The 24,010-nt window shown below is 61.9% G+C and carries 21 protein-coding genes; all 21 read left to right on the top strand.

Annotation, left to right across the window (positions count from 1 at the left end):
- Positions 1–1,266 precede the first annotated feature (1,266 nt).
- The 21 genes from BQ17_RS10435 (at position 1,267) to BQ17_RS21795 (ending at position 23,969) form a co-directional block, all read left to right on the top strand.
- The gene (locus BQ17_RS10435) at positions 1,267–3,300 is read left to right on the top strand and encodes an AGE family epimerase/isomerase (protein WP_218068214.1); all 2,034 of its coding nucleotides are present in this window, start codon (positions 1,267–1,269) and stop codon (positions 3,298–3,300) included.
- Between the two features lie 44 nt (positions 3,301–3,344).
- Positions 3,345–4,889, top strand: coding sequence for a type 1 glutamine amidotransferase domain-containing protein (locus BQ17_RS10430; RefSeq protein WP_089726810.1), 1,545 nt, complete (start codon positions 3,345–3,347; stop codon positions 4,887–4,889).
- A gap of 40 nt (positions 4,890–4,929) precedes the next feature.
- Positions 4,930–6,657: a thiamine pyrophosphate-binding protein gene (locus BQ17_RS10425; RefSeq protein WP_089726808.1), complete on the top strand. Its 1,728-nt coding sequence runs from the start codon at positions 4,930–4,932 to the stop codon at positions 6,655–6,657.
- A 275-nt stretch (positions 6,658–6,932) separates the two neighbouring features.
- A complete protein-coding gene (locus tag BQ17_RS10420) occupies positions 6,933–7,406 on the top strand; it encodes a hypothetical protein (protein WP_089726806.1) in 474 nt (157 codons plus the stop codon).
- 33 nt (positions 7,407–7,439) lie between these two features.
- A complete protein-coding gene (locus BQ17_RS10415) occupies positions 7,440–7,934 on the top strand; it encodes a nuclear transport factor 2 family protein (protein WP_089726804.1) in 495 nt (164 codons plus the stop codon).
- A 21-nt stretch (positions 7,935–7,955) separates the two neighbouring features.
- Positions 7,956–8,360, top strand: a complete 405-nt coding sequence (locus tag BQ17_RS10410; RefSeq protein ID WP_089726802.1) for a nuclear transport factor 2 family protein — start codon at positions 7,956–7,958, stop codon at positions 8,358–8,360.
- Positions 8,361–8,684: 324 nt separating this feature from the next.
- The gene (locus tag BQ17_RS10405) at positions 8,685–9,080 is read left to right on the top strand and encodes a nuclear transport factor 2 family protein (protein ID WP_089726799.1); all 396 of its coding nucleotides are present in this window, start codon (positions 8,685–8,687) and stop codon (positions 9,078–9,080) included.
- Between the two features lie 25 nt (positions 9,081–9,105).
- Complete coding sequence (locus BQ17_RS10400) at positions 9,106–10,644, top strand: GMC family oxidoreductase (RefSeq protein WP_089726797.1); 1,539 nt, start codon at positions 9,106–9,108, stop codon at positions 10,642–10,644.
- 237 nt (positions 10,645–10,881) lie between these two features.
- Entirely contained in the window at positions 10,882–11,310 is a 429-nt protein-coding gene (locus BQ17_RS10395; RefSeq protein ID WP_089726795.1) for a VOC family protein, read from the top strand.
- Positions 11,311–11,742: 432 nt separating this feature from the next.
- Positions 11,743–14,199: an alpha-amylase family glycosyl hydrolase gene (locus tag BQ17_RS10390; RefSeq protein WP_089726815.1), complete on the top strand. Its 2,457-nt coding sequence runs from the start codon at positions 11,743–11,745 to the stop codon at positions 14,197–14,199.
- An 87-nt stretch (positions 14,200–14,286) separates the two neighbouring features.
- Positions 14,287–14,832 (top strand): hypothetical protein, encoded by a 546-nt coding sequence (locus BQ17_RS10385; RefSeq protein ID WP_089726794.1) that lies wholly within the window; start codon positions 14,287–14,289, stop codon positions 14,830–14,832.
- 262 nt (positions 14,833–15,094) lie between these two features.
- Positions 15,095–15,778 (top strand): NADPH-dependent F420 reductase, encoded by a 684-nt coding sequence (locus BQ17_RS10380; RefSeq protein ID WP_089726791.1) that lies wholly within the window; start codon positions 15,095–15,097, stop codon positions 15,776–15,778.
- A 99-nt stretch (positions 15,779–15,877) separates the two neighbouring features.
- Complete coding sequence (locus tag BQ17_RS10375; protein ID WP_089726814.1) at positions 15,878–17,308, top strand: alpha-amylase; 1,431 nt, start codon at positions 15,878–15,880, stop codon at positions 17,306–17,308.
- Positions 17,309–17,397: 89 nt separating this feature from the next.
- Complete coding sequence (locus BQ17_RS10370; RefSeq protein ID WP_089726789.1) at positions 17,398–17,838, top strand: ester cyclase; 441 nt, start codon at positions 17,398–17,400, stop codon at positions 17,836–17,838.
- A gap of 31 nt (positions 17,839–17,869) precedes the next feature.
- Positions 17,870–18,316 (top strand): ester cyclase, encoded by a 447-nt coding sequence (locus tag BQ17_RS10365; protein ID WP_089726787.1) that lies wholly within the window; start codon positions 17,870–17,872, stop codon positions 18,314–18,316.
- A 12-nt stretch (positions 18,317–18,328) separates the two neighbouring features.
- Positions 18,329–19,174 (top strand): hypothetical protein, encoded by an 846-nt coding sequence (locus BQ17_RS10360; RefSeq protein ID WP_089726785.1) that lies wholly within the window; start codon positions 18,329–18,331, stop codon positions 19,172–19,174.
- Between the two features lie 253 nt (positions 19,175–19,427).
- Positions 19,428–20,201 carry a hypothetical protein gene (locus BQ17_RS10355; RefSeq protein WP_089726783.1) on the top strand — a complete coding sequence of 258 codons (774 nt, stop codon included), beginning with the start codon at positions 19,428–19,430 and terminating at the stop codon, positions 20,199–20,201.
- A 194-nt stretch (positions 20,202–20,395) separates the two neighbouring features.
- Positions 20,396–21,220, top strand: coding sequence for a hypothetical protein (locus BQ17_RS10350; protein ID WP_089726781.1), 825 nt, complete (start codon positions 20,396–20,398; stop codon positions 21,218–21,220).
- Between the two features lie 255 nt (positions 21,221–21,475).
- Positions 21,476–22,342, top strand: coding sequence for a type 1 glutamine amidotransferase domain-containing protein (locus BQ17_RS10345; RefSeq protein WP_089726779.1), 867 nt, complete (start codon positions 21,476–21,478; stop codon positions 22,340–22,342).
- A gap of 221 nt (positions 22,343–22,563) precedes the next feature.
- A complete protein-coding gene (locus BQ17_RS10340) occupies positions 22,564–23,448 on the top strand; it encodes a PD-(D/E)XK nuclease family protein (RefSeq protein WP_256091545.1) in 885 nt (294 codons plus the stop codon).
- A 344-nt stretch (positions 23,449–23,792) separates the two neighbouring features.
- Positions 23,793–23,969 carry a hypothetical protein gene (locus BQ17_RS21795; RefSeq protein ID WP_176722383.1) on the top strand — a complete coding sequence of 59 codons (177 nt, stop codon included), beginning with the start codon at positions 23,793–23,795 and terminating at the stop codon, positions 23,967–23,969.
- Positions 23,970–24,010 lie beyond the last annotated feature (41 nt).

Genomic DNA, 24,010 nt, shown 5'->3' with positions numbered 1-24,010 from the left:
CTGAAAGACGGCGGTCCCAGCGTCCCCGGAACCGCCGACACTTTGTCGGCCCCTGGGACCGCCGACATTCTGTCGGCTTCTGGGATCGGCGACATTTTCTCGTTCCTATGCGCTGCGTGGGAACCAGAGACCGGGAGAGGGGCTTTTACGACACCCTCCCCAGGGGGCGAGGGAGCCAACCGGGCAAGTTCTTAGACAGTCTCTAACGCAACCGACACCCCAAGTGAGGTCCGCCCGAACAGGCCGCGCGGGGGATCATGTGGGTGTCGATTGCGTTAAGACGCCGGCATGACCTAAGCAGACGATCAGCACGCCTTGGTGCGTCGAATGCAACACGTTAACTCTCTCATCGACCTCCCACTGACCACTAAAGAAGGTCGGCGGGGGAGGTCGGTCCTCCACGGGGTCGCGCCGCGGACCCGCTAGCTGACTATTCCTACGCCGACTTAGCCGGTATACCCCGCAATGCTATTAAGTTAAGCGTCACCGGCGCCGTTTGTGATTGATCGATCCCTGTTTTTCGTTCGCCCTCTCCCCAACCCCTCTCCCGGCGGGAGAGGGGCTTTTGCGACACCCTCGCCGGGAGAGGGGCTTTGAGGCTTAACTTAATGGCATTGGTACACCCCGAACCTCGTGATTTCCACTCCGAATCACGCGAATCGACACGAATCCGTTCGCGTTGATTCGCGTGATTCGTGGTTTTTTCGACCATGGATATCAGATTAATCCGATGTTATTTCATTGCCGAGGGGCAATACTTTAAATATTCGCTTGGATCATGAGCGTCGTAATCTATTTTTCCTTCGCAGGATTGCGTTCCGAGTAAAAACGCAATAGTTGTGTATAGGATTAGGTTTATAAGCTCGTAAGATTTATCGCACTCGATTCGGATCTTATCATGCCGAAGAAATCTTCTCGGATGCTGTTTTTTAGGGGGTAATCCTTATGGTTGTTTTCCGATTTCTTTTTCTATCTCTTTGTTAAAACTAGTTTTTTCATATTCAAACTGATAAATGACGGTTTTGTTAAAATTCTTTTTATCCTATTGACAATGCTTCTACAAGGGCTAAACTCTTTAATTATCTTGAATGGATGAACGGATGACCGTTTGGTCCATGAGGTCCATTATGGAATGACCATTATCGAATAGGATATGTGGTCCGGAGTGCGGTGTAGTGGAGACGACCGTGAGACGGGGGGTCCGTACTAGTTACGGTCGTAGTTAATGCACTGTGTCATTAACATTTCGGGAAGGAGGAACCAGTCGTGGCATTGAATAGCTGTTATCAGGATCTGACGGTGACGGGCTCCGTGGTGGGTATTGATCTCGACAAACCGTCATTTTCCGTCAAGGCCCGTTCGGGTGATGTGTTCGAGGCTATAGTAGGACCGACTACCTGGTACCAGATGCTCTCCAACCTGGACCAGCTGGAACGTGACCGGGTGCCTGAGCCGGAGGGTGAAAAGAGCGGAGACGGCGTTCGCGATGACCTAAAGCGATACATGCAGGTGAATCGCACTGTCACCGTGAACGGGGTGATTTACAAGGACGACGAGAGGCAGCGCTACGAGGCGCGGGCGGTGCACCTGTTCGGTTCCGAGCCGGACACCTATGTCTATGAGGAGACCCACTGGTGGCTGTCCCAGCTGAGCCTGATGTCGGACCGCTGGTTGGATCTGTTGTTCGAGCACCGGCGCAGCTATGCGATCGACGATTTCTCCCACTTCTACCGCACCAGTCTCAACATCACCGGTCAGCCGCTGAGCGAAGACCAGGAGTGTGCGACCCTCTCGAGGCTCATCTATGGCCTATCCTCGGCCTATCTCCTGACCGGCCAGAACCGTTACTACCTGGCCGCCAAGGCCGGTGTCGCCTACCAGCGCCAGGCCTTTCGCAGCCTCAGCCACGATGGCCGCCACTGTTTCTGGGCCTATGGGCGCCGGCGCGACGCTGCCGGGGAGCGCCTCATCATCCCGTCGCAGAACGGGGATGACCATGACACCATCCCGCTCTACGAGCAGATCTATGCCTTGGCGGGCCTGGCCCAATACTACCGGATCACCTTGGATTGGGAGGTGCTGGAGGACATTCAACGCACCGTCAATACCTTCCAGGACTTCTACTGGGACCCCGAGTCCGAGCGCAAGGATGCAGGTTTTGCCGGTACCGGTGGCTATTACTCCCACCTGGATTTCGCCACCATGCGCCCGGACAGCCCGGGGCTCGGGGACAACCGCTCGCAGAAGAACTGGAACTCGGTGGGCGACCATATCCCGGCCTACCTGATCAACTTGATCCTAGCCTTGGATCCCATACCGCGCGGGGCCGCCAAGCTCGAGTTGGGTAAATTCTTGGAGACCTGCCAGGGCATCCTGGACGAGACCTCGCGCATCATCGCCGAACACTTCGAGGACCCCGACTCGGACTTCGTGAACGAGCGCTTTACCGACCAGTGGGAGCCCATCCAGGACTGGCGCTGGCAGCAGAACCGGGCCGTGGTCGGCCACGACCTCAAGATCGCCTGGAACCTCACCCGTTGCGCCTTCTACTGTCAGAAACGGGCCCAGGATCGCGACTACTCCGCCGAGGAGCGGAGCCGGTTACGGAAGCAGGCCGATACCTTCCTGGCCTTTGCCCAACGGCTCGGCGACCGTATGGCCGAGGTGGGTCTGGACAAGGTGCGCGGCGGTGTTTTCGATCTCGTCGAGCGGCAGCCCACCAATGATATGCCGACCCAGTTCGCCTACGGTTGCACCAAGGATTTCTGGCAACAGGAGCAGGGTATCCTGGCCTATCTCATCCTGCACGGTGCGACCGTTAACGACCGTAAATATCTGGAGCTGGCGCGGGAGTGTATCGGCTTCTGGAACCTTTTTTTCCTCGACCGCGGTCGCCAGGGGGTCTATTTCCGGACCACGGCCAACGGCCTGCCCGTCATCGAGGGCGGCTATGCGCACAAGGGCGGGCACTCGATCTCCGGCTATCACGCCTTTGAGCTCAACTTCCTCGCCCACCTCTACACCCGGGCCTTCGTGACGACGGACAATGAGGCCGACAACAACTTCTGTGTCTACTTCAAGGTCACCAACAACAGTGACCAGGAATCCATCAATGTGTTGCCGGACTTCTTCCCGCCGGATCTGTTGGAGATCCGGAAGATCACCTTCAACGGCATCGACTATACCGATGATCGCAAGCCCGCCGCCCGCAACCACTATCAGATCCGCATCGACGATGTCCCCCGGGGCAGCGACGGTACGCTGGAGGTCGTGGTGGAGTTTCGTCGTCGCGATCGTTGAGTGGTGCAGGGTGTCGGGTCCGGGACTGGAAGAGGGACAGGAAGATGACACAGCCTTTAGCGGGAAAGAAGATCGCGGTAGTCGTTGAGAGTCAGTACATACCGGGCGAGATCCGGATCTACCAGGAACGGTTCGCCGCGCACGGGGCCGAGGTCGAGCTGGTCTCCCGCCTGTGGGGACAGTCCTCGCAACGCTTCTACAGCACGGTCGAGCCGGGGGTCGTGGACGCGCTCGAGTGGTTGGAGGTAACGACCGATTTCGATGACATCGACCTCGAGGACTATGCGGCGGTCATCGTGTCAGCCAACTACACCAGCGTGCGGCTACGCTGGAGCGAGCGCGAAGACCTCAATACCGGCAACGCCGCCGAGGTGGCGCGCAGTGTCCCGGCGGCCGACTTTCTGCGCCGCGCCATGGCGGATCCGCGCATCATCAAGGGCCTGGCCTGCCACGCCCTGTGGTTGTTGACCCCGTCACCGGATCTGCTGGCCGGACGCAAGGTGATCTGCAACAAGGTGGGGCTCGCCGACGTGATCAATGCCGGTGCCCTCTATACCCCCTGTCCGCCCGGCACCCCGGCCGAGCAGCAGGTGGTGGTAGACCGGGATCTGGTTACCAACAACTCGTGGCACGCCAGCGCGGCCCTGGTGGACGCGGTCAAGGACCGCATCCTCGATCCCCCGCCGGCCCCGCGCTATGAGCCGGTCCCGGCGGTGCCGGTAACCCCGGATCAGCGCCGGATCCTGATCCTGCTGTCGGAATGGGGCTACTGGGGCGAGGAGCTGGTGGGTCCCCTCGGAGAGTTCGACCGGGCCGGCTATCGGGTGGACTTCTGCACCCCTACGGGGAAAAGGCCCAACGCCATCCCCGTCAGCATGGACCCGGACTTCTTCGACCCGCCGCTCCAGCGGCCCGTGACCACGGCGCAGATGGCCGCCCTGGTACGGGAGATCGACGACCCCACCACCGAGCAGGGCCGGCGGCTGGATAGCCCCATCAGCCTGGCCGACTGGTTCCCCGAACGGCCCTATTTCGCCGCCCCCACCTTCGTGCGCGGACTCGAGGCCTACAATCGGCGGCTGGTGGAGGCCGAACGCGAGCTCGAATCCTTCGACGCCCTGCTCATCGTCGGCGGCTCCGGACCCATCGTGGACCTGGCCAACAACCAGCGGGTGCACGACCTGATCCTGGCCTTCCTGCGGGCCGACAAGCTGGTAGGGGCGGAGTGTTACGGGGTGACCTGCCTCGCCTTCGCCCGGGACATGAACCTGCGTGAGAGCATCATTTGGGGTAAGCATGTCACCGGCCACTGCCTGGAGTATGACTACCAGGACGGTACCGCTTTCGTGGCGTCCCGCGGCCGCTTCCTCGACTTCAACATGGGGCCGCCGCCCTATCCCCTGGAGTTCATCCTGCGCGACGCCACCGGGCCCGAGGGCGGCTATCACGGCAACTTCGGTCACCCGACCAGCGTCATCGTCGACTACCCCTTCATCACCGGGCGCTCCACCCCGGACAGCATCTTGACGGGGCAGAAGATGATCGAGGTCCTGGACGGCGTTCCGCCGCTACGGCGCTGGGGCTGGTAGCCGGCCGTCGGTAGCGGGCATTCAACACGAGGAACCTGGCATGGCGAATCCCACTGGTCACCGCAAGCTGTTGGAACAACTGCACGCGGACGGCATCCGGTATCTGTTCGGAAATCCGGGCAGCAGCGAAGAGGGGCTGTTGGACGAGATCACCCGCTTCCCGGAGATCCGATATATCCACGGCCTGCAGGAGGCGGCCATCGTTGGCGTGGCCGACGGCTACGCCCAGGCGACCCAGCGGCCCGCGGTGGTTCAGCTGCACAGTGGGGTGGGGCTCGGGAACGGCACCAGCGGTCTCTACCATGCCCTGCGCAAGCAGACGCCCATGCTGGTGCTGGCCGGTGAGGCCGGCGTCTCGGTGGATGCCATGGAGGCCCACATGGCCGTCGACCTAGTGGGGCTGGCGCGTCCGGTCACCAAATACGCGACCCGGGCCATCCATCCCGGCAGCCTGCTGCGCCTGGTGCGACGGTGCCTGAAGGTGGCGGCGACCCCGCCCTGGGGACCGGTGTTCCTCGCCATTCCCCAAGACGTCCTCGACCAACCCAACGCCGAGCCCGTGATACCGACCCTGGTGCCGGAGACCCGGGTGGTACCGGAGCCGGCGCTGATCGCCCGCTGCGCGGAGCTGGTACAGGGGGCCGCCAACCCGGTCATCCTCATGGGCGATGGGGTTTCCCACGCCCAGGCCCACGGCGAGCTGGCACAGCTGGCGGAGGTCCTGGGGGCGCGCGTGTACGGCCTCATGGCCTCGGAGATCAACATCCCCTGGACCCATCCCCTCTATTGTGGTCTGACCGGCCATATGTTCGGCGAAGGGAGTCAGGCGCGGGTGCAGGACGCGGACGTGGCGATCATCTGTGGGACCTATGTGTTCCCCGAGGTGTTTCCACTGCTGGAGAGCCCCTTCCGCTCCGACGCGCGCATCATCCATATCGACCTGGATGCCTACGCCATCGCCAAGAACCACCCGGTAACCCTGGGCCTGGTCAGTGACCCCAAGCTCACCCTGCGGGCCCTGGCGGACTCCCTCACCGACCACATGACCGCCGAGCAGAAGGTGGCCGCCGCGGCACGGGCCGCAACGATCGGGGCCGAGAACGCGCGCAGCCGGGCCGACACATTGGAGCAGGATCGTAGCCGGCGCGGGTTGGTGCCTCTGTATATGTCCGCCTTCGCCGAGGAGCTGGCGCAACAGTTGCCCAAGGACGCCATCCTCTTTGATGAGTCCCTCACCCATCTCCCCGAGCTCAACCGCTGGCTGCCGCCCGCAACGCCGGGCACCTTCTTCCAGACCCCCGGCGGCACCCTGGGAGTGGGGATCCCCGGCGCCGTGGGCGCCAAACTCGCGCATCCCGAACGCACCCTGGTCGGATTCACCGGCGACGGCGGCGCTATGTATACGCTACAGGCCCTGTGGACCGCGGCCCGCTATCGGGTTGGCGCCAAGTTCGTGGTGTGCAACAACCACAGCTACCGGCTCCTGAAGCAGAACCTGGTGGACTACTGGAGTGACCTGGGAATCGACTCGGCGGCCTTCCCGCCGGCCTTCGATATCGGCACGCCCGACCTGGATTTCGTCGCCTTGGCGGAAGGCCACGGGGTGCCGGGACAGCGGGTGGCACGACCCGAACAGATCGCGCCGGCGATCAAGGCGATGCTGACGCATGAGGGACCGTACCTCATCGAGCTGGTGCTCGAAGGCAATGTGCAACGCCCGGACGACCCGGTACGCGGTGCCTGCACCGGCGAGGTGCCCTGCTCCTGATGTCTAAAGCCCCTCTCCCGCCGGGGAGAGGATCTGAGTTGCTGGGTTTCGTACCTCAACCCAGCCTACGGACTGCGCACAAAGACCGGAAACAGGAACCACGGATGGACACGGATGGACACGAATGTATGCATTGGCCCAACAAGCCCCTCTCCCGCCGGGAGAGAGCTTGCCCCGAGCGCAGCGAGGGGGCTTGGGGAGAGGGGATCAATAGGTGAGTTGCCGGGTTTCGTACCTCAACCCAGCCTACGGACTGCTCGTAAAGGAGTATCGAGATGAACGATACGACGGCTGCAACCACTGCTGTAACCACCTGGGGGGCCCTCACGCATGAGGAAGTCGAGCGCTTCGCGCGGGACTGGTATCGCAAGCTGGATATCCATGCACCACCGGAAGAGCTGGTAGCCATGGTCACCACGGAGGGCTTGGCGTTCGATCTGCCGGAAGGTGTGCTGCATGGGGTTGCGGCCTTCCGGGACTGGTACGAGGGGGTCGTCCGCATCTTTTTCGATGAGGTCCACGTGCTCGACCGGGTCGATGTTTCGCAACAGGGGCCGCAGGCGCTCGTCAAGGTGCAGGTCAACTGGCAGGCGCGCCGTTGGCAGGCGCCGGCCCCGCGCAGTGAATGGATCGGGTTCGATGTCGATCAGGATTGGGTCATGGAGCGCTCGGCCGCGACGGGACAGCCGGTCATCCTGCGCTATGTCGTCAATGCGCTGCGTCCCATGCCCGGTTCGCCCCGCCTATAGGGCAATTTCAATACCATAGGAGAGGAAGTAGAGATGGCAAACACAACCAATCAGGAAGCCAACCTGGCCCTCGTGCGACGTATGTACGAGTGCTTCAACCGGGACGATCTGGACACGATACGGCGGGAGGTCTTCGCGTCCGATCTGGTGTGGAACCTGCCGGGCCGTCATCCCCTGGCGGGCACCAAGTACGGGGCGGAGGAGGTGCTCGCCTTCTTCGCCGAGCTCAGGCAGGCGAATATCAAGGTCACCCTGGACCCCCAAAGCGACCCTGCCACCGGCATCGACAGCTTCGGCGAGACCACCGTGGTGGAGGTCCATCGCGGTCGCGGCACGACCAGTGTGAGCGATGCGGGCGGCAACCAGGTTCAGGTCACCCTCAATGCCCTCAATTGCACCCACTACCAGATCAAGGACGGCCGCATCGCCGAAGTGCAGGTATACATCAGCGACCAATACGCGGTGGACAACTTCTTCAACGCGGTCTACCAACTGGCGCCGATCCCGGACCGGTTGGCCCGGGACTGAAGGCAAGATGAGGATAAGGATATGGCGCTGATTACCGCAGAACAGGTTAAGGCCGCCTACGATGCCCTGGCTACGGGCAAACGGGACCACATCGCCGAACACTGGGCCGAAGACATGCGTTGGCTGGTACCCGGACACAACCGCCTTTCCGGTTGGAAGGACGATCTGGACGCGTTCATCGACTTCATGGCCGAGGTGGGCCGGCTGTCCGGCAACAGCTTTCGCATGGACGCCATCGCCGTCATGTTCGCCGACGACTTCTCGGCCGATGTGACCCATAACCTGGGGAACCGGGCGGGGGAACCGGATCGGATCCTGGATATTGACGTCGTCCACTTTCTCAAGTGGCGGGACGGCAAGGTCATCGAAGGCCGCGGAGCCATCTTCGGTGATGGGACTACCCAGTACGACGCCTTCTGGGCCTGACCTGTCGGAAAACGCCTTGAAGGATTCAAGGTGCCCAAACGGGGCAGGGATGCCCCACCTAGCTGAATGACCTCTGGCTCCCACGCGCCTCTGGCTCCCACGCTCCAGCGTGGGAGCCAAATCCAGACGCTCCAGCGTCATAAAACCTTGTCCCGAGCGGAGCCAGGGATCTCGGCCGCTGGAGCGGCCACAACGGCATTCCCACGCTGGAGCGTGGGAACGAGCCAAAAAACACCTTGAAGGATTCAAGGTGCCCAAACGGGGCAGGGATGCCCCACCTAGCCGAATGACAGCGAATCGAAAGTGACGCCAAGGGAAAGGAGCATGGATACCCAAAATATCATCGAGAAATACTATGACTGCGTTAATCGCGGGGCCTGGGAGGAGTGGCTGACCCTGTTCAGCGACGATGTGGTCGGTGACGAACAGCTGGCCGGACACTTCGCCGGCATCGACGTCCTGCGGGGTGCCATCGATGCCATCGCCACCGGCTATTCCCGGTTCAACATGTACCCCCAGCGCCTGGTCGTCGAGGGAGACGCCGCCTGCGTGATCTGGCGGTGCGAGGCAGCCAACGCCGCCGGCACGCCCATCGCCTATGCCGATACGCCGGAACGGCAGGTCATCGGCGCCAATTACTTCCAGGTGCAGAACGGCAAGATCGTCTATATGCGGACGATCCATGACAGTGTGCCGTTCCGGCCCTTTACCGATCAGTAAATTCCGAGCAGCCGGAGCAAAGTCTATGGATACCTTCGATTACATCGTGGTCGGCGCCGGTTCGGCGGGCTGTGCGGTCGCTGCCCGTCTGAGCGAGGACATTGGGGTTCAGGTCGCCGTGGTGGAGGCCGGCAGTCGCAAGGTGCCGCCCCAAGTGCAGGAAGACATCGCCACGCCTTGGCGCTGGGGCTTCGTCCAGAACTCGCCAGTGGACTGGGCCTACCAGAGTGTGCCCCAGCCGCACCTCAACGGGCGTCGGATACCGGAGCCGCGCGGCAAGCTGCCCGGCGGCACCAGCAATCTCTATATCCTCATGCACATCCGCGGCCACCGCTCGGACTATGACAATTGGGCCTATAACGGCTGTCCGGGCTGGGCCTATGACGATGTCCTGCCCTATTTCCAGAAGCTGGAGGATCAGGAAGACGATACCAGCCCCATCGCGGGTAAAGACGGTCCCTTGCGCCTGCAGGCGGCGCGCCTGCACGAGCCGAACCCGACCTCGGAGGCGTTTCTTACGGCCTGCGACGAGCTCGGCTTCGGGCGCACCGAGGACTTCAATGGCCCGCAGCTGGAAGGCGCGGGTTGGCACCATCTCAACATCAAGGACGGCAAGCGCCACGATATGGCGAATGCCTACCTGTATCCGGCCCTGGAAAGCCGCCCCAACCTGACCCTCATCGACGATGCCCGGACCACGCGGCTTACCTTCCAGGGGCGCCGTTGCACCGGGCTCGAGTACCGCCAGGGCAATGAGACCAAGCAGCTGTCCGCACGCGCGGAGGTGGTGGTCTGCGCCGGTGCCATCGACTCGCCGAAACTCTTGTTGCTGTCCGGCATCGGTGACGGCGAGCAGTTGGCCCGGTTGGGTATTCCGCTCCTGCACCATCTGCCCGGCGTCGGGGAGAACTTCCACAATCATATCCTGGTTCCGGTCATCGCCACGGCGAGCCGGCGCATCCCCGACCCGGTCCAAGGCATGAGCGAGGCGGCCCTGTTCCATAAGTCCGATCCGGGTTGGCCCGGCCCCGATTTGCAGATGGCCTTCGTTCACGGCGACCCCCAACAAGCGGGCGAGCCGGACCGGGCGAGCGTCATGGTGATGTTGCCGGGGTTGGTGCGGCCGGTCTCGCGTGGTTGGCTGCGGCTCGCGAGCCCTGATCCGCTGGTGCCGCCGCTCATCGATCCGAACTATCTGGCGTGCGAATCCGACTTTAAGCGCCTCACCGATGCGGTAAGGCTATCCAGACGCCTGTACGGGACCCGGGCCTTGAGCGAGTGGGTACAGGCGGAGGTGCTGCCGGGGCCGGAATATTCCGACGAGCAGCTAGGAGACTATGTGCGCCGGTTCGCCGAGTCCTACCACCACCAGTGCGGTTCGTGCCGCATGGGCCTCGATGCGCTGGCGGTGGTGGACCCGCGGCTGAAGGTGCACGGCATCGAGGGTCTGCGCGTCGCGGACGCCAGCGTCATGCCGGCGGTGCCGTCCGGTAACTGCCACGCCGGCATCGTCATGATCGGCGAGAAGGCCGCGGATCTGGTCAAGGCCGACGGGCGGCAATAGCGGATGTAGGGTGGGCTGTGCCCACCGTGTACTGCTGGCTCCCACGCTCCGGCGTGGGAGCAAACTTGTCCCGACGGAGGAGGGATCTTGACGCTCCAGCGTCGACCAGCGACCGGGTAGGTCGGCATCAGCCAACCCCCTGTCAGCCCAGAGAGGCACAGTCCGCTGGAGCGGACAAGACGACATTCCCACGCTGGAGCGTGGGAACGAGCGCGAACCGACTAGAGGGAGACAAACATGGCCGATTTGAGGTTCCACCATATCTCGCTCACCTGCCAGGACCCGATCGCGACCGAGCATTTCTACACCGAGCACTTCGGCTTCACACGCGCGCGGGTCGTGCCCCTGGGTGAGGACAACCGGATCGTCTTTCTACGCGGCCCCGGCATCTACCTAGAGTTATTCCGCGCCACGCTGGAGAACCCCCTGAGGCCGCCGAGCAATGACGGCTACCCCTGGCCGGGGGTGCGTAACTTCTCGTTCGAGGTAGTGGACCTGGACGCCAAGCTGGCGGCTATGGGCGGGGATGCCGACGTGGCGTTCGGGCCCCTGAGCTTCGACGATTTCATTCCGGGCTGGCGCTCGGCGTGGCTGAGAGATCCCGACGGCAATCTGGTTCAGATCACCCAGGGCTACCGGGATCAGGAAGACCCGCCACCCTTGTGACCGGCGTGGGCCTGCAAGTTCCATTCGTTGAACCAGCAGGATCTTCATGGAAGATTTAGCCGCAAATGAACGCAACCGGATCAAGAGGTAATCGTTCAGCCCCCACCGCGTCATTCCGGCAGGGAGTGCCGGAATCCAGGTGCCAGGGATGGCAAACCAGTGGGGGTCTGAACCATTACGACGTAAGGGTGTTGTTTGGGCATAAGATTTCTCGCTGCGCTCGAAATGACAAGCAAGGGGTTGCGTTCGCATTGAACTGAAATCCGGAGGGGGCTGAACGGTTACGTCGATGATAGTGAACCGATTACGACCGATTTGCGTTCATTGGCGTTCATTTGCGGCAAAAAATAATTCCCTTGTTATCGCTGCTTCGGTACGGCTGTGCCGGACCGATTTCGACAGGATAACTTCATCAATTCGGAGGATGCATCCATGGCACTCATTCCAGTCCATTTCGAATATCGTACCGGCCTTAAGCCGCAACTCTTCACCAATGCGCGCTTAGGCGGCACCTGGGACAGCTCCGGCCGCCTTGCCGAGGATTGGCGCTTTACCCCCATGCAGGAATTCACGGCCAACGACGGTTGCCCGGCCTTCCGGGTCACCGTCGAGCTGGACGACAGCCAGATCGGGCAGATATTTCGGTGGGGGGTCTCGGTCGACACGGCCACTACCCCGGACCGTTGGGGTATCCCCACGGAGGTGAGCGCGACCGATGCGGACGCGCGCGAACAGGTATTCACCCTGCAGGGCATCGACCAGACCGAATGCTATTACCTCACCCACTGCCGTCGCCTCGGCGCCAACAAGCTCTTTATCGAGGATCGCACCAAGCCTGCAATCCGCTTCGCCGTCTGGGCCCCCCATGCGCGGGAGGTGGAGCTGGTCTTCGGCGATCGGGAAAGCGGCTATATCTACCCCGATGGCCGCGGCATCAACGAGCGGTTTCCCAGGGTTGCCCTGCACAAGGAAGACGAAACCGGTATCTGGTTCACCGACGGCGCGGTAGAGCCCGCATTGGCGGATTTCGCCGCGTTCGACCACCAGCCCTATATGTACCGCATTACCCGCGATGACGGCTCGGTGGCCTACCGCACGGACCTCTATTCCCGCTGCCAGATCGGCACTGGTCGGGTGAATCCCGCGGACGATGCCCCCTGGAGCGGCAACCGCTCCGAAGTGGACGGCACCAAGAGCTGCTCCGTGGTGGTGGACCCGGAGGGCGTGTGCCGGCCGTTTCGGCAACTGGACGCCCAGGGCCGGCCGGTATGGCCGGAGACGGACTGGGTAGAGGAAACCGACTTCTGGAAAGACGAGTTCGATCCCGAGAAGCCCCTACCGACCCGGTTGCAGGATCTGGTCATCTACGAGCTGCACGTGGACGGCTTGGGGTTCGGTCGGCGCGAGCGTGGGTTGCTAGAGGACGCCATCGACCTGCTGGACTATCTGGCGGAGCTCGGGGTCAACTGCGTGGAGCTGATGCCGACCTCGGAGTTCGAGGGCTGGTCCGGTTGGGGCTACGGCACCTCCCACTATCTGGCGGTGGAATACGCGGCGGGTGGACGCGACCAGTTCAAGCACTTCGTGCGCGCGTGCCACCGGCGCGGTATCGCCGTGCTGCTGGATGTGGTCTACAACCACTATACCCACGACGGTGAGCGCGCCCAGTGGGCCTATGATTCCACCGCTCCGGAGCGCAATATCTACTACTGGTACGAGGGTCGGCCCAACGACTATCCCAGCGCCGACGGCGGCTATATCGACAATATGTCGACGGGTTACGCACCGCGCTATTGGGAAGAAATGGTGCGCAAGCTGTTCATCTCCTCCGCCGCCCAGCTGGTGGCCGAGTTCCACCTGGACGGCTTCCGCGTCGACCAGACCACCTCCATTCACAGCTATGCCGTCGTGCATGCCGACGGACGGGCGGCGGACAATGCCCGCATCTTCGGGGCCAAGTTCCTACGCGAATGGACCCGCACCCTTAAGCTCATCAAGCCCAACCTCTTTCTCACCGCCGAGGACCACTCGGGTTGGCCCCTGGTCACCGCGTCCAACGAGAACGGCGGTCTGGGCTTCGATGCCGTGTGGTTCGCCGATTATTACCATCACCTGATCGGCGACGCCCAGAATGACGCTAGTCGCGCCCGACTCTTGAAATTCGCCGGCTACGGCGACGATCGCAGCCTCAACATGAGCTGGTTCGCCGGGGTCTTGGCGGCGTCGGCGCAGCAGCGGGTCGTCTACCACGAGTCCCACGACGAAGCGGGCAATTCCTACTATCAGGAAGGCGGTCAGGACGTGCATTCGGCCCGCACCCTGGTGGTCGCCGTCAACGGCGCTCAGTTGACGGGCGAGACGCGGCGCTATGCCGAGGCCCGCACCTGTTTCGCCGCCGGGGTCACACTGCTCGGCCCCGGCGTGCCCATGTTCCTCATGGGAGAGGAGGTCGGCGCCTCCGAGCCCTACCGCTACGACGACTTTCTGGCGCACCGGGAAGATTTCCCGGTGCTGCGGCGGGGGGTCGGCAGCCGGCTGTTTCGCTTCTACCAAGACGCCATCAGGCTGAGACTTAGGTCACCGGCCCTGCGGTCGGCCAATATCGAGGTCGTCTATGTGCACGATGCCGACCGCCTGCTGGTGTTTCGCCGTTGGGATGGTCCCGAGGATTTCTTAGTCGTCGCCAGTCTCAGCAATCGGGATTTCCCCGCTGGCTACGAGATACGCAACGGCAGCATCGCCGACGGCACCTGGCGGGAGCTATTGAACAGCGACGCCTCGGTATACGGGGGCAGTGGCCTGGGCAACGCGGGTGGAATCCATTCCTTAGGTGGGGTGTTCACACCACGCTTGGCGGCCAACAGCGTACTGGTCTTCCAGCGGCAATAGCGGCGGTTATTCGAGGGGACGGCAGGCCTGCGGGAACGCCCGGGGCCTGCCCTGTCCCTGGGCCTATCGAGTGAAACGGAGGGTGTCATGCGCATCGCAGGTGAACCGGTTGAAAACGAAGTCCGATCTCGAGAAGGCACCGTATATATAACCGCAAGACACGTCTACAAAATATTCGGAAGCGGGACCAATCCTTACAACGTATTGGGCATATACAAAATCGCCGAGGCCAAAGGAGTGCCGGTTCCGAATACGGCGAAATTTACCGCGCGACTACAGGACGGCACTCATACGAGAACCATTGGTGGACTGCGTTCTACGCGCGCGTCCGGCCGTTTTTTTCAGCTGAGCAAACCGGGGGGAGAAAAAATACTGATCAATGAGATTGAAAAGGTTACGAATCGCGAGTTGATGGAGACTGTTATCGCGGGCCTGAGAAATGCAAGCGAGCACGGTGTTATGGATCCCCAGGGCTTTATCGATGTGAATAGAAACCCTCCGCTTACCTTCATCGATCTCCATAGCCGGGGGCTGCCGAATCCGGTTGCTTTTGAAAAAGTTTTGGAGGCGGCGGAAGTGAGATTGAATGAGCTGGCGAGCACCCCGAGCAGATCGAGGATGCCTGGCCGGTAGGACGGTGGGCGCGCCCAACAACTGACCAGGTACGGTGGAGAGGCATCGTGGACGTAGGGTGGGCTGTGCCCACCGGGGAGATCCGATATTGGTGGGCACAGCCTGGTGGGCACAACTAGTACAGATGCGCACGAAAACCGGAAACGAGAACCACGGATGAACACGAATGGACACGAATTCCATCGGGAATTCTTTTCCGCAAATGAACGCGAATTAACGCAAAAACGAATACAACGTGCAATCGACCACAGGAAACATGCACATGAAAATCGCAGTCATCGGAACCGGAATCGTCGGCAAGACACTTGCCGGCAAGCTCGCTACCCTGGGCCACCAGGTCACGCTGGGCACGCGTGATCCCAAGGCCACCCTGAAACGCACCGAGCCCGATCTGTTCGGGAAACCGCCGGTCGCGGTCTGGCGCAAGGACTATCCCGCGGTCGGTCTCGAGACCTTCGCCCAGGCGACAGGCGGCGCCGAGCTCGTCATCAATGCCACCCTGGGCATCGCCTGTCTGGAGGCCCTGGAGGCCACCGGGGCGGCGAATCTGGACGGCAAGCTCCTGATCGATGTCTCCAACCCCCTCGACTTCTCGCAGGGTATGCCCCCCTCACTGGCGATTTGCAATAAGGACTCCCTCGGTGAGCAGATCCAGCGCAAATTCCCGCTTGCCAAGGTCGTCAAGACCCTGAACACCGTGAACGCGGCCTTGATGATCGAGCCGGGTCAGCTGCAGGGCGGCCAACACACCATGTTCGTAGCCGGCAACGACACCGAGGCCAGGACCGAGGTGAGTGGCTATCTCAAGGAATGGTTCGGCTGGCAGGATGTGCTTGATCTGGGGGACATCACCAATGCCCGCGGCATGGAGATGTTGCTGCCCTTGTGGATCCGGATCTACGGCGCTACGGGAAACCCGATGTTCGCGTACCGCATTGTGCGCTGAGGAAAGTGTCGCAAGCGAGAGGAAGAGGCTGCTTAACAAAAGGCTCCGGACTGCCTCAACTCTCATCACTTTTCACTAAGACAAGGAAGGAGCATGACCATGGCAAACAACGACACCATGATGCAGTACTTTCATTGGAATCTTCCCGCCGACGGGACCCTGTGGAACCAAATCGAGAGGGAGGCCGGCAATCTGGCGGCGGCCGGTATCACGGCACTCTGGTTGCCTCCGCCCAACAAGGGTACAAGTGGATCGGATGTCGGCTACGGCGCCTATGATCTGTGGGATTTGGGCGAATTCGACCAGAAGGGCTCGGTGCGTACCAAGTATGGGACGCGGGCCGAGCTGGAGGCCGGGGTGCGGGGGGCCCATGCCGCAGGGCTCCGGGTCTATATCGACGTGGTTTTCAACCATAAGGGAGGTGCGGACGCCACCGAGCGGGTGCGCGGGACCCCGGTCAATCCCGACAACCGCAACCAGACAGTGGGGGAGGAACGGGAGATCGAGACCTGGACCGTCTTCGACTTCCCCGGTCGCGGTGATCGGTATTCCAGCCTCAAGTGGCGCTGGTGGCATTTCGATGCCGTGGACTATGACCAGCTCACGCGCTCCATCGGTACCATCTATCGGCTGCGTGAGAAAGGCTTCGATACCCCCGTAGGCGGGGAGTTCGGCAACTACGACTACCTGCTGTTTGCCGACATCGACATGGATTCCGAGGAGGCGCGCGCGGATCTGCACGCCTGGGGCGAATGGATCGTGCGTACCCTGGATGTGGACGGCTTCCGCTTCGACGCGGTCAAGCATGTCCGGTCCTTCTTCTTCAATGAATGGCTCGATGCCTTGCGCAGACGTTTCCCCGCCAAGGCGTTCTTCTCCGTAGGTGAGCACTTCACCGGGGATCCGGCGACCCTCGGTCGCTTCCTGGAGCAGACCGGCCAGCGCATGTCCCTGTTCGATTTTCCGCTGTTCTTCAATCTGCGCGCGGTCTCCCACGGCAACGGCAGTTTCGATATGCGCAACCTGGTGCACAACACCCTGGTGGCGCAGAGCCCTGAGCGGGCGGTCACCTTCGTCAGCAACCACGACGTCTTCCGTCATCCCGACCGAGACGATGTTGCCGACTGGTTCAAGCCGTTGGCCTATGCCTTCATCCTGTTGCGGGACCAGGGCTACCCCTGTGTGTTCTACGGTGACTACTACGGAACACCGGAGCGGACCTCGCACCGGGTGGTCCTGGATGCCCTGTTGGCGGCCCGTCGTGACCACGCCTACGGCCCGCAACAGGACTATTTCGATCACGAGAATGTGGTCGGCTGGACCCGCCTCGGTGACGACGGGCACCCCAAGGCCATGGCCGTGGTCATGAGCGATGGCCCCGGCGGCGACAAGACCCTGTTTGTCGATCGGCGCAATGCCGCGTTTCGAGATATCACCGGCCATATCACCGACACCATCACCAGCGATGGGAACGGCAGTGGGGTATTCCGCTGCAATGGGGGGTCGGTGTCGGTGTGGGTTGAGGTATGAGCCTGATCGCCGGGCTCGGATAGGTAAGGTAAAGAACTAACTAGGATGGACAACGAGAAGGATATCGAAAACAAGGGGAGTTGACTGAGATGAGTAACGAAAAGGGTCTTGAGGACAACAAGGAACTGGTGCGCCGCTGCGTCCAGGAGGTATGGAACGGTGGTCGGGAGGAGGTGATCGGCGAGCTGATCCACCCGAACTTCCGCCGTCATCATCCGCGCAATTCCGACTTCGACACTTACGGGCAGGACGGTTGCACGGCCTGGGTGAACCGGGTCCGTTCCGCGCTTCCGGATCTCCACCTGGCCGTCGCGCACCTGTTTGCCGAAGGCGACCGGGTCGTGCTGCACCTGCTCGGAACCGGCACCCAGCAGGGTCCGCTCTATGGCGTGTCGGCTTCCGGAACGGCGCTCCGGTTTACGGTTACCGGCGTGGTGCGCATCGCCGAGGGCAAGATCGCCGAAGGTTGGGCCATTCCCGATGAGCTCGGCATCCGGCAACAGCTCGGCCTGGTAGCACCCCTCGGTTAAATCCAACTACTCGGCATGGAGGTGACAACTCATGAGTAGCGAAGACAACAAGCAAGTGGTACGGCGCTTTTACGATGAGGTGATGGGCGCAGGTCGGGTGGAAGTACTGGACGAGGTGATGGTGGAAGACTTCATCGATCACGGTGAGGCCTTGTTCGGTAGCCCCCGGGGCCGGGAGACCCTGCGCCAGAGCATTGGGGCTGTCCACGGCATCCTACCGGGTCTGTACGTGAGCCTGCACGAGATCATAGCCGAAGGAGATCTGGTCGGGGTACGGGGGACGATGCGTTGCCGACACGGAGGGAATTTCCTCGGTGTAGCGGGAACCGGCCACGAGCTGAGCTGGGAAGGCATCGCCATCTTTCGCCTCGCCGCAGGCCGGATCGCCGAGCGCTGGTTCAATTCCGACAGCATCAGCATCTTCCGGCAGCTTGGTCTCGCGCCGTCCGGGGCGGCAGCCGTCAGCGAGCTCGGGTAAGGAGGCAAGACCATGACATCCATGCTACCGACTCTCAACGAAGGATTCACCACGGCGAGCCTCGAGGGTGCCTACGCCGTGACTAGCGTAAGCACCGGCGGACACGGTGAGAGTGCCGCCATCGGGGTGTTCCGCTTCTCCGGTACGGGCCGATTTACCGGCAATATCACGGTAAACGGCGTCGGGCAATTATTCGGTGAACGCCAAGTGATGCAGGCCTCACTGGAAGGTACTTACGTGGTGGACGAAAACGGCTCGGGCTACGGCTCCTCCCGTGCGACCGTGAGTTTCACGCAAGGTTTCACCCGCGAGGTCACGACCACCATCCTCATCACCAAAGCCGAGCTCGTGGGCGAAACCCTGGTTGCCCAAGAGCTTTCACTGATGGAGGACGGCTTCGAGCCGGTGACAGGCGCCTTGAACATGGTGCAGGCAGTCCGCTATCCCGACGGCGGCGAGTTCTCGCTGGCGAGCTTCCAGGGGACCTACGGCGGACCTGGCATCGGCCGTGGTAGCCGGACGCCGGCCGCCGCCATCGGGATCGGCGCGGTCAACTTCGATGGCCAGGGCCGTTTCACGGCGGTCGACATCCAGAACCTGCCGGGCTCCGGCTTTCGCGAACGCCGCAATGCCACCTTCGACACCTCCGACGGTCGCTATACGGTCAATCCGGACGGAACCGGCATGATCATCGCCCCCGGCGGTCAAGCCCATCTGGTCATCAGCCGGGCCCGCGCCGACGGCGATCTCAAGGTCGCGCTGGAGTATTTCTTCATTACCAACGACCTGCATCCGCTGACCGGAGATCTGGTCATCACCAGGGTCTCCAAGCGACTGCCCGGTAAGCCGGCAAGATAGCCCTAGGATGCCCCTTATGGAGATAGGCATGCAGGGAGATTGATTAACCGCTTGAGACGCACAGGGCGCAGGGCGTTTGCGACTAGGCCGCGGTTGGATTGTGGATAGGGGGTCGGCTGGGTTGAGGGACGAAACCCAGCATGGTCGCTGCGCCCGAGCGCGGCAATCTGTTTGCTTATCGCGTTCTCTGCGTCCTCAGCGTCTCTGCGGTTATACGCTCAGGTGTGCCGGCCGCAAGAATGGAGGAACCGAGGTGACTGATTATGTTTTCACAGCTGCGAGCCTGACCGGGACCTATGCGGTCGCAATGGAGGGAGAGGGCGGCTACGCGCCCTATGCGGCCTTTGGCCTGATCAGCTTCGATGGGACAGGCACTGTCAGTGGTTATTTCACGGAGAGTCGAGTGGGCTCGACCTTCGGCGAGCGGGAGCTTGTGAGACAACCCTACCGGGGACGCTACCGGGTAAACGCCAATGGATTGGGCACCCTTCACCCCGAGGATTCGGATGAGGTCGACTGCTACCTCGCGGTGCGGGAGGTCACCGACCACCCTTCCGGCCCCGGCGTCCGGGAGATCGCCCTCATCTTTCGGACCTTGGATCCGGCCAGCGGTAGCCTGCGGACCGGCGTCGGATGGCTGCGGCCCGCGGAGGCCCGGTACGGCAATGCCAGCCTGGACGGTCGTTACACCGGTTTTGCCGTCGGTCGCGGCGGCCAAACGCCGATGGCCGGTTTCGGTGTGCTGCGCTACGACGGCTCAGGGGAGTTCTCGGAGGAGAATGTGTCCAACGCACAAGGAGAGACGGTCGCTCTGCGGCAGTTCGTTCCGGGTACCGACGCCGGACGCTATACCATCGCTGATAACGGCACCGGGACCCTAGCCGGGGGTGGTGTGTTGCTGCTGATTACCCGCGTCAGCCTCAGCGCAGGCCAGGCCCGGGCCGAGGAGTACCGTTTCATGGTGCGCGCTCCGGTCCCGATCAACGGCGCGCACTTTACCGGCGTCGTGCGGCGGATTTCGGACTGAGACCAGGCCGGCTGGATCGGGATCGGTGCGCATTCCTGCATTGCATCGGCGAGTGAGCTCGAACGTGCCCTGGCCTGATCTACAGGGCCGGACCGTATCGGGTGTCGCCGTTTGCGATACCCGCCAATAGGCGGAAAGTTCGGATGAGGATGAACACGGAAAAAGCCGTAAGGTGAATATTTTGGAGGTTTGCTATGGTGAAGTCGGGAGCATTCAGTAATGCCAGTATCCGAGGCCTGTACGCGCTGACCAGCCTTGCCGAAGGAGGTCGGGTGCCGGGCGCCTCGATCGGCATGCTTCGGTTCGAAGGCCAAGGAAACATTTCGGGGCAGATCATTACCAATATGCCTGGGCGGACCTATCAGGAACGGCAGGTTCAGGAAGGTTCGGTGGAGGGAACCCTTACCGTCGATGAGTCCGGCTTGGGCTTTGGCCGGGCAGAAATCGTGTACCGTTATGGCGACGGCATAGTGTTGACCACCGCCGCCCGGTTCATGATTAATCAGGCCGAGACCTCGAGCACCGAGGCCATGGCGCAAAGCCTGACAGTAATGCAAGAAGGCCTTGATCCCGCGACAGGGGGCCTTGTCACGACGTTCCTGACGCGCTTGCCTGATGAGGGTGTGTTCGGGCTCGAGAGTCTGCGCGGCACTTACTCGGGCGTCGGGTTCGCCTACGGTGGCCTATCCCCTGTCTCAGGTACTGGGTATATCACTTTCGATGGTCAGGGCGGAACCAACGCATCCAATGTCCAGAACTTCCCTGGGGCGAACTTCGGTGAGCGGGTTTTCGTCACGTTCGACACTCCGGCGGGGCAGTATACGGTCGGTGAAGACGGCATCGGCACCATTACCTCGGCACAGGAGTATGAAGTCGGAGCAGTCGCCGATCTGGTGGTCACTCGCGCGAAGGTGATTGGCGGCGTCAAAGTCGCCCAGGAGTATTTCTGGTTCCTGAGGGACCTATTACCCACGGGCGGTCTGGCAACCAGCCGCATCAGCAAACAATTCCCTGATTAAGCTCGCCGCGCCCGGAGGGAGCCCCCCAAATGTGCCGAGGCGGCGTTACAGCGCTTGGCAATAAGGAGAACGTCGCCAACGCACAAGGAGAGACGGTCGCTCTGCGGCAGTTCGTTCCGGGTACCGACGCCGGACGCTATACCGTCGCTGATGACGACACCGGGACCCTAGTAGGTAGGTTGGGCAAAGCCGCCAGGGACGGCGGCGTGCCCAACAAACATAGGTATTGGGTACAGGCCATAGAAGGAGAAATCAATGAGCAAACAGATTCTATTCGTATTGTCCGAGTGGGGCTATTGGGGCGAGGAACTGATGGGGCCTCTGGAGACCTGTGATGCCGAAGGTTACGGGGTCAGCTTCGTCACCCCCACCGGCCAGCGGCCCCTGGCGCACCCGGTGAGCATGAGCCCCGGCTTCATCGACCCACCCCTCGGGCGCTCGGTGGTGTCGAAAGAGATGGCGGAGAAGACCCGTGCCATCGAGGCCTCCGACCGGCTTCACAACCCGCTGAACCTGGCGGAGTGGCTCCCGGTCCGGCCCTATCCCAGCTCGGCCACCTACCTGCGGGACATGGAGGCCTACTATGCCCGCCGCGAGGAGATTCGCGAGCAGGATCTGGCCCGGTATGACGCCCTGGTGATCGTCGGCGGCAGCGGCGCGCTGGTGGATCTGGCCAACAATCAGCGCCTGCATGACCTCATCATCGGCTTCGTGCAACTGGACAAGCTGGTGGTCTGCGAGTGTTACGGTGTCTCCTGCCTGCCCTTCGCCCGCGAGATCGACGATCGGGAATGCCTGATCCGGGGCAAACAGGTCACCGGCCATGTCATCGAGTACGACTATCTGGACGGTACCGCCTTCGCCGGACCCCATGACGCGGACGGCACCAACCGGGGCTTCGGCGACGGCTTCATCAACTTCGGCCCGCCCTTCTATCCGTTGGAATACATCCTGCGCGACGCGGTCGGCCCGGAGGGCGGCTTTCACGGCAATGTCGGGCGCCGTACCTCGGTCATCCTGGACTGGCCCTTCCTCACCAGCCGTTCGACCGCCTCTTCCGTAGCGTGTGGGCGCATCCTGGTCGAGGCCCTGGAACGGGGCCTGCGGCGACACGGGTGGTGAAGGGGATAATGCCGTTGCAGGCACCGCGTGGTTGTCTGTCGGTAGGTGTTGCCGGAATCCCAAGTGCCATGGATAGGTACCATGGATGGCAAAACGATGGAGGTGTTGAACAATTACGGCAGAAAATTCGGATGCTGGGCAGAGACGGACTAGACTAGTGACTCGGGTGCCGACCTGAAGGGTCCGCCAATCACGCCAAGAAAGAAGATCGGATAAATGTCATGACCCAGCCCATGCTTACCGAAACCACCGTTCGCGACTTGATCCGTCAGGAACTGCCCGTTCTGTTACAGGAAGACCGGAAAATCTGCGACTCGATCACCGAGCTTGGCCGAGAACGGTTCGCCGATCGTGACCGCACCGACGGACGTATCGAACAGATGTTGGACGAACTGCGCCGCGATCGGGAACGGAGCGACCGCAAGTGGGAAGAGAATGACCGCAAGTGGAAAGAGCAACAGGCGGAAGACAAGCGAAGATGGGAAGAGAATACCCGTAGGTGGGAAGAGCAACGGGCGGAAGACAAGCGAAGAGAGGAAGAAAATACCCGCAAGTGGGAAGAGAATGCCCGCAGGTGGAAAGAGCAACGAGCGGAAGACAAGCGAAGATGGGAGGAGAATACCCGCAAGTGGGAAGCGCACGTCCAGGAAAACAAGCGGGAATCCGAACGGCTGCATGAAGAAATCATGGCCGTTGTTGCCAAGGTCGACCGCAGCATCGGTGCCCTTGGAGCACGCTGGGGGCTCAATACCGAACGCTCCTTTCGTGATGCCTTGGCGGCGATCCTGGAAAAGAGTTTCGGGGTAGCGGTCATCAACGTCAACGAATTCGACGACGAAGGGACGGTGTTCGGGCGGCCCGAGCAGGTGGAGCTGGATGTGGTCATCCATAACGGCATCCTGATCCTCATCGAGATCAAATCATCCGTCAGTAAGGCCGATATGCATATCTTCGAGCGCAAGGCGCGCTTCTACGAGCGTCGCCACGAGCGCCAAGCGCAACGGCTCATCGTGATCTCACCCATGATCGACCCACGGGCCAAAGAGGTCGGTAAAGGCTTGGGGATCGAACTCTATGCCGATTCCATGGAGGTACCGGTCCGATGAGGACCCCCCACTACCTCGCGACTAACAGGATCTTCACGGAAGCGTTAGCCGTGAATAACGCAAATGAACACAATGGGGTAGTGGTTAAGGTTCAAATGGAAACAGTGCCACTCGCAGTGGGTTGGGCACGCCATACGTTACGCTCCCTCTCCCACCGAGGGTATCGTAAAAGGTGACGCCCGACGCGGTCATTCTCGTTCCCACGCGCTGCGTGGGAACCTGGAAGCTCCGCGCCGCGGAGCGCATCAGGCCGGTGTATACACGGGAATCAAACCTGCCGGCTGTGCGGCGTTATCCGGTGTGGCCCGGAAGGCGTCTGCTCTGAGCGTTGCCGACAGCTGGTCATGGGGTCCGTAAGCCGTCTGAAAGACGGCGGTCCCAGCCGGACTCGCGTCCCCGGAAGCGCCGACATCTTGTCGGCCCCTGGGACCGCCGACATCTTGTCGGCCCTTGGGACCGCCGACATTCTGTCGGCTCCCGGGACCACCGATATTTCGTTGGCCCTTCCGGCTATCGGGTAAAACCTGAATGCCGAGTTGCCGGTCCAAATGGTCATCAGTCA

It is taken from the genome of Candidatus Thiosymbion oneisti (genome assembly GCF_900092655.1).
In the GTDB taxonomy this organism is placed as follows: Bacteria; Pseudomonadota; Gammaproteobacteria; order Chromatiales; family Chromatiaceae; genus Thiosymbion; species Thiosymbion oneisti.
This window is presented reverse-complemented; position numbering and strand designations above follow the sequence as displayed.

What these genes read in the sequence shown, in the direction of transcription:
- BQ17_RS10430 (WP_089726810.1), top strand. Translation starts at nt 3,345, where the DNA reads ATGACACAGCCTTTAGCGGGAAAGAAGATCGCGGTAGTCGTTGAGAGT.
- BQ17_RS10425 (WP_089726808.1), top strand. Translation starts at nt 4,930, where the DNA reads ATGGCGAATCCCACTGGTCACCGCAAGCTGTTGGAACAACTGCACGCG.
- BQ17_RS10420 (WP_089726806.1), top strand. Translation starts at nt 6,933, where the DNA reads ATGAACGATACGACGGCTGCAACCACTGCTGTAACCACCTGGGGGGCC.
- BQ17_RS10415 (WP_089726804.1), top strand. Translation starts at nt 7,440, where the DNA reads ATGGCAAACACAACCAATCAGGAAGCCAACCTGGCCCTCGTGCGACGT.
- BQ17_RS10410 (WP_089726802.1), top strand. Translation starts at nt 7,956, where the DNA reads ATGGCGCTGATTACCGCAGAACAGGTTAAGGCCGCCTACGATGCCCTG.
- BQ17_RS10405 (WP_089726799.1), top strand. Translation starts at nt 8,685, where the DNA reads ATGGATACCCAAAATATCATCGAGAAATACTATGACTGCGTTAATCGC.
- BQ17_RS10400 (WP_089726797.1), top strand. Translation starts at nt 9,106, where the DNA reads ATGGATACCTTCGATTACATCGTGGTCGGCGCCGGTTCGGCGGGCTGT.
- BQ17_RS10395 (WP_089726795.1), top strand. Translation starts at nt 10,882, where the DNA reads ATGGCCGATTTGAGGTTCCACCATATCTCGCTCACCTGCCAGGACCCG.
- BQ17_RS10390 (WP_089726815.1), top strand. Translation starts at nt 11,743, where the DNA reads ATGGCACTCATTCCAGTCCATTTCGAATATCGTACCGGCCTTAAGCCG.
- BQ17_RS10385 (WP_089726794.1), top strand. Translation starts at nt 14,287, where the DNA reads ATGCGCATCGCAGGTGAACCGGTTGAAAACGAAGTCCGATCTCGAGAA.
- BQ17_RS10380 (WP_089726791.1), top strand. Translation starts at nt 15,095, where the DNA reads ATGAAAATCGCAGTCATCGGAACCGGAATCGTCGGCAAGACACTTGCC.
- BQ17_RS10375 (WP_089726814.1), top strand. Translation starts at nt 15,878, where the DNA reads ATGGCAAACAACGACACCATGATGCAGTACTTTCATTGGAATCTTCCC.
- BQ17_RS10370 (WP_089726789.1), top strand. Translation starts at nt 17,398, where the DNA reads ATGAGTAACGAAAAGGGTCTTGAGGACAACAAGGAACTGGTGCGCCGC.
- BQ17_RS10365 (WP_089726787.1), top strand. Translation starts at nt 17,870, where the DNA reads ATGAGTAGCGAAGACAACAAGCAAGTGGTACGGCGCTTTTACGATGAG.
- BQ17_RS10360 (WP_089726785.1), top strand. Translation starts at nt 18,329, where the DNA reads ATGACATCCATGCTACCGACTCTCAACGAAGGATTCACCACGGCGAGC.
- BQ17_RS10350 (WP_089726781.1), top strand. Translation starts at nt 20,396, where the DNA reads ATGGTGAAGTCGGGAGCATTCAGTAATGCCAGTATCCGAGGCCTGTAC.
- BQ17_RS10345 (WP_089726779.1), top strand. Translation starts at nt 21,476, where the DNA reads ATGAGCAAACAGATTCTATTCGTATTGTCCGAGTGGGGCTATTGGGGC.
- BQ17_RS10340 (WP_256091545.1), top strand. Translation starts at nt 22,564, where the DNA reads ATGACCCAGCCCATGCTTACCGAAACCACCGTTCGCGACTTGATCCGT.
- BQ17_RS21795 (WP_176722383.1), top strand. Translation starts at nt 23,793, where the DNA reads ATGGGGTCCGTAAGCCGTCTGAAAGACGGCGGTCCCAGCCGGACTCGC.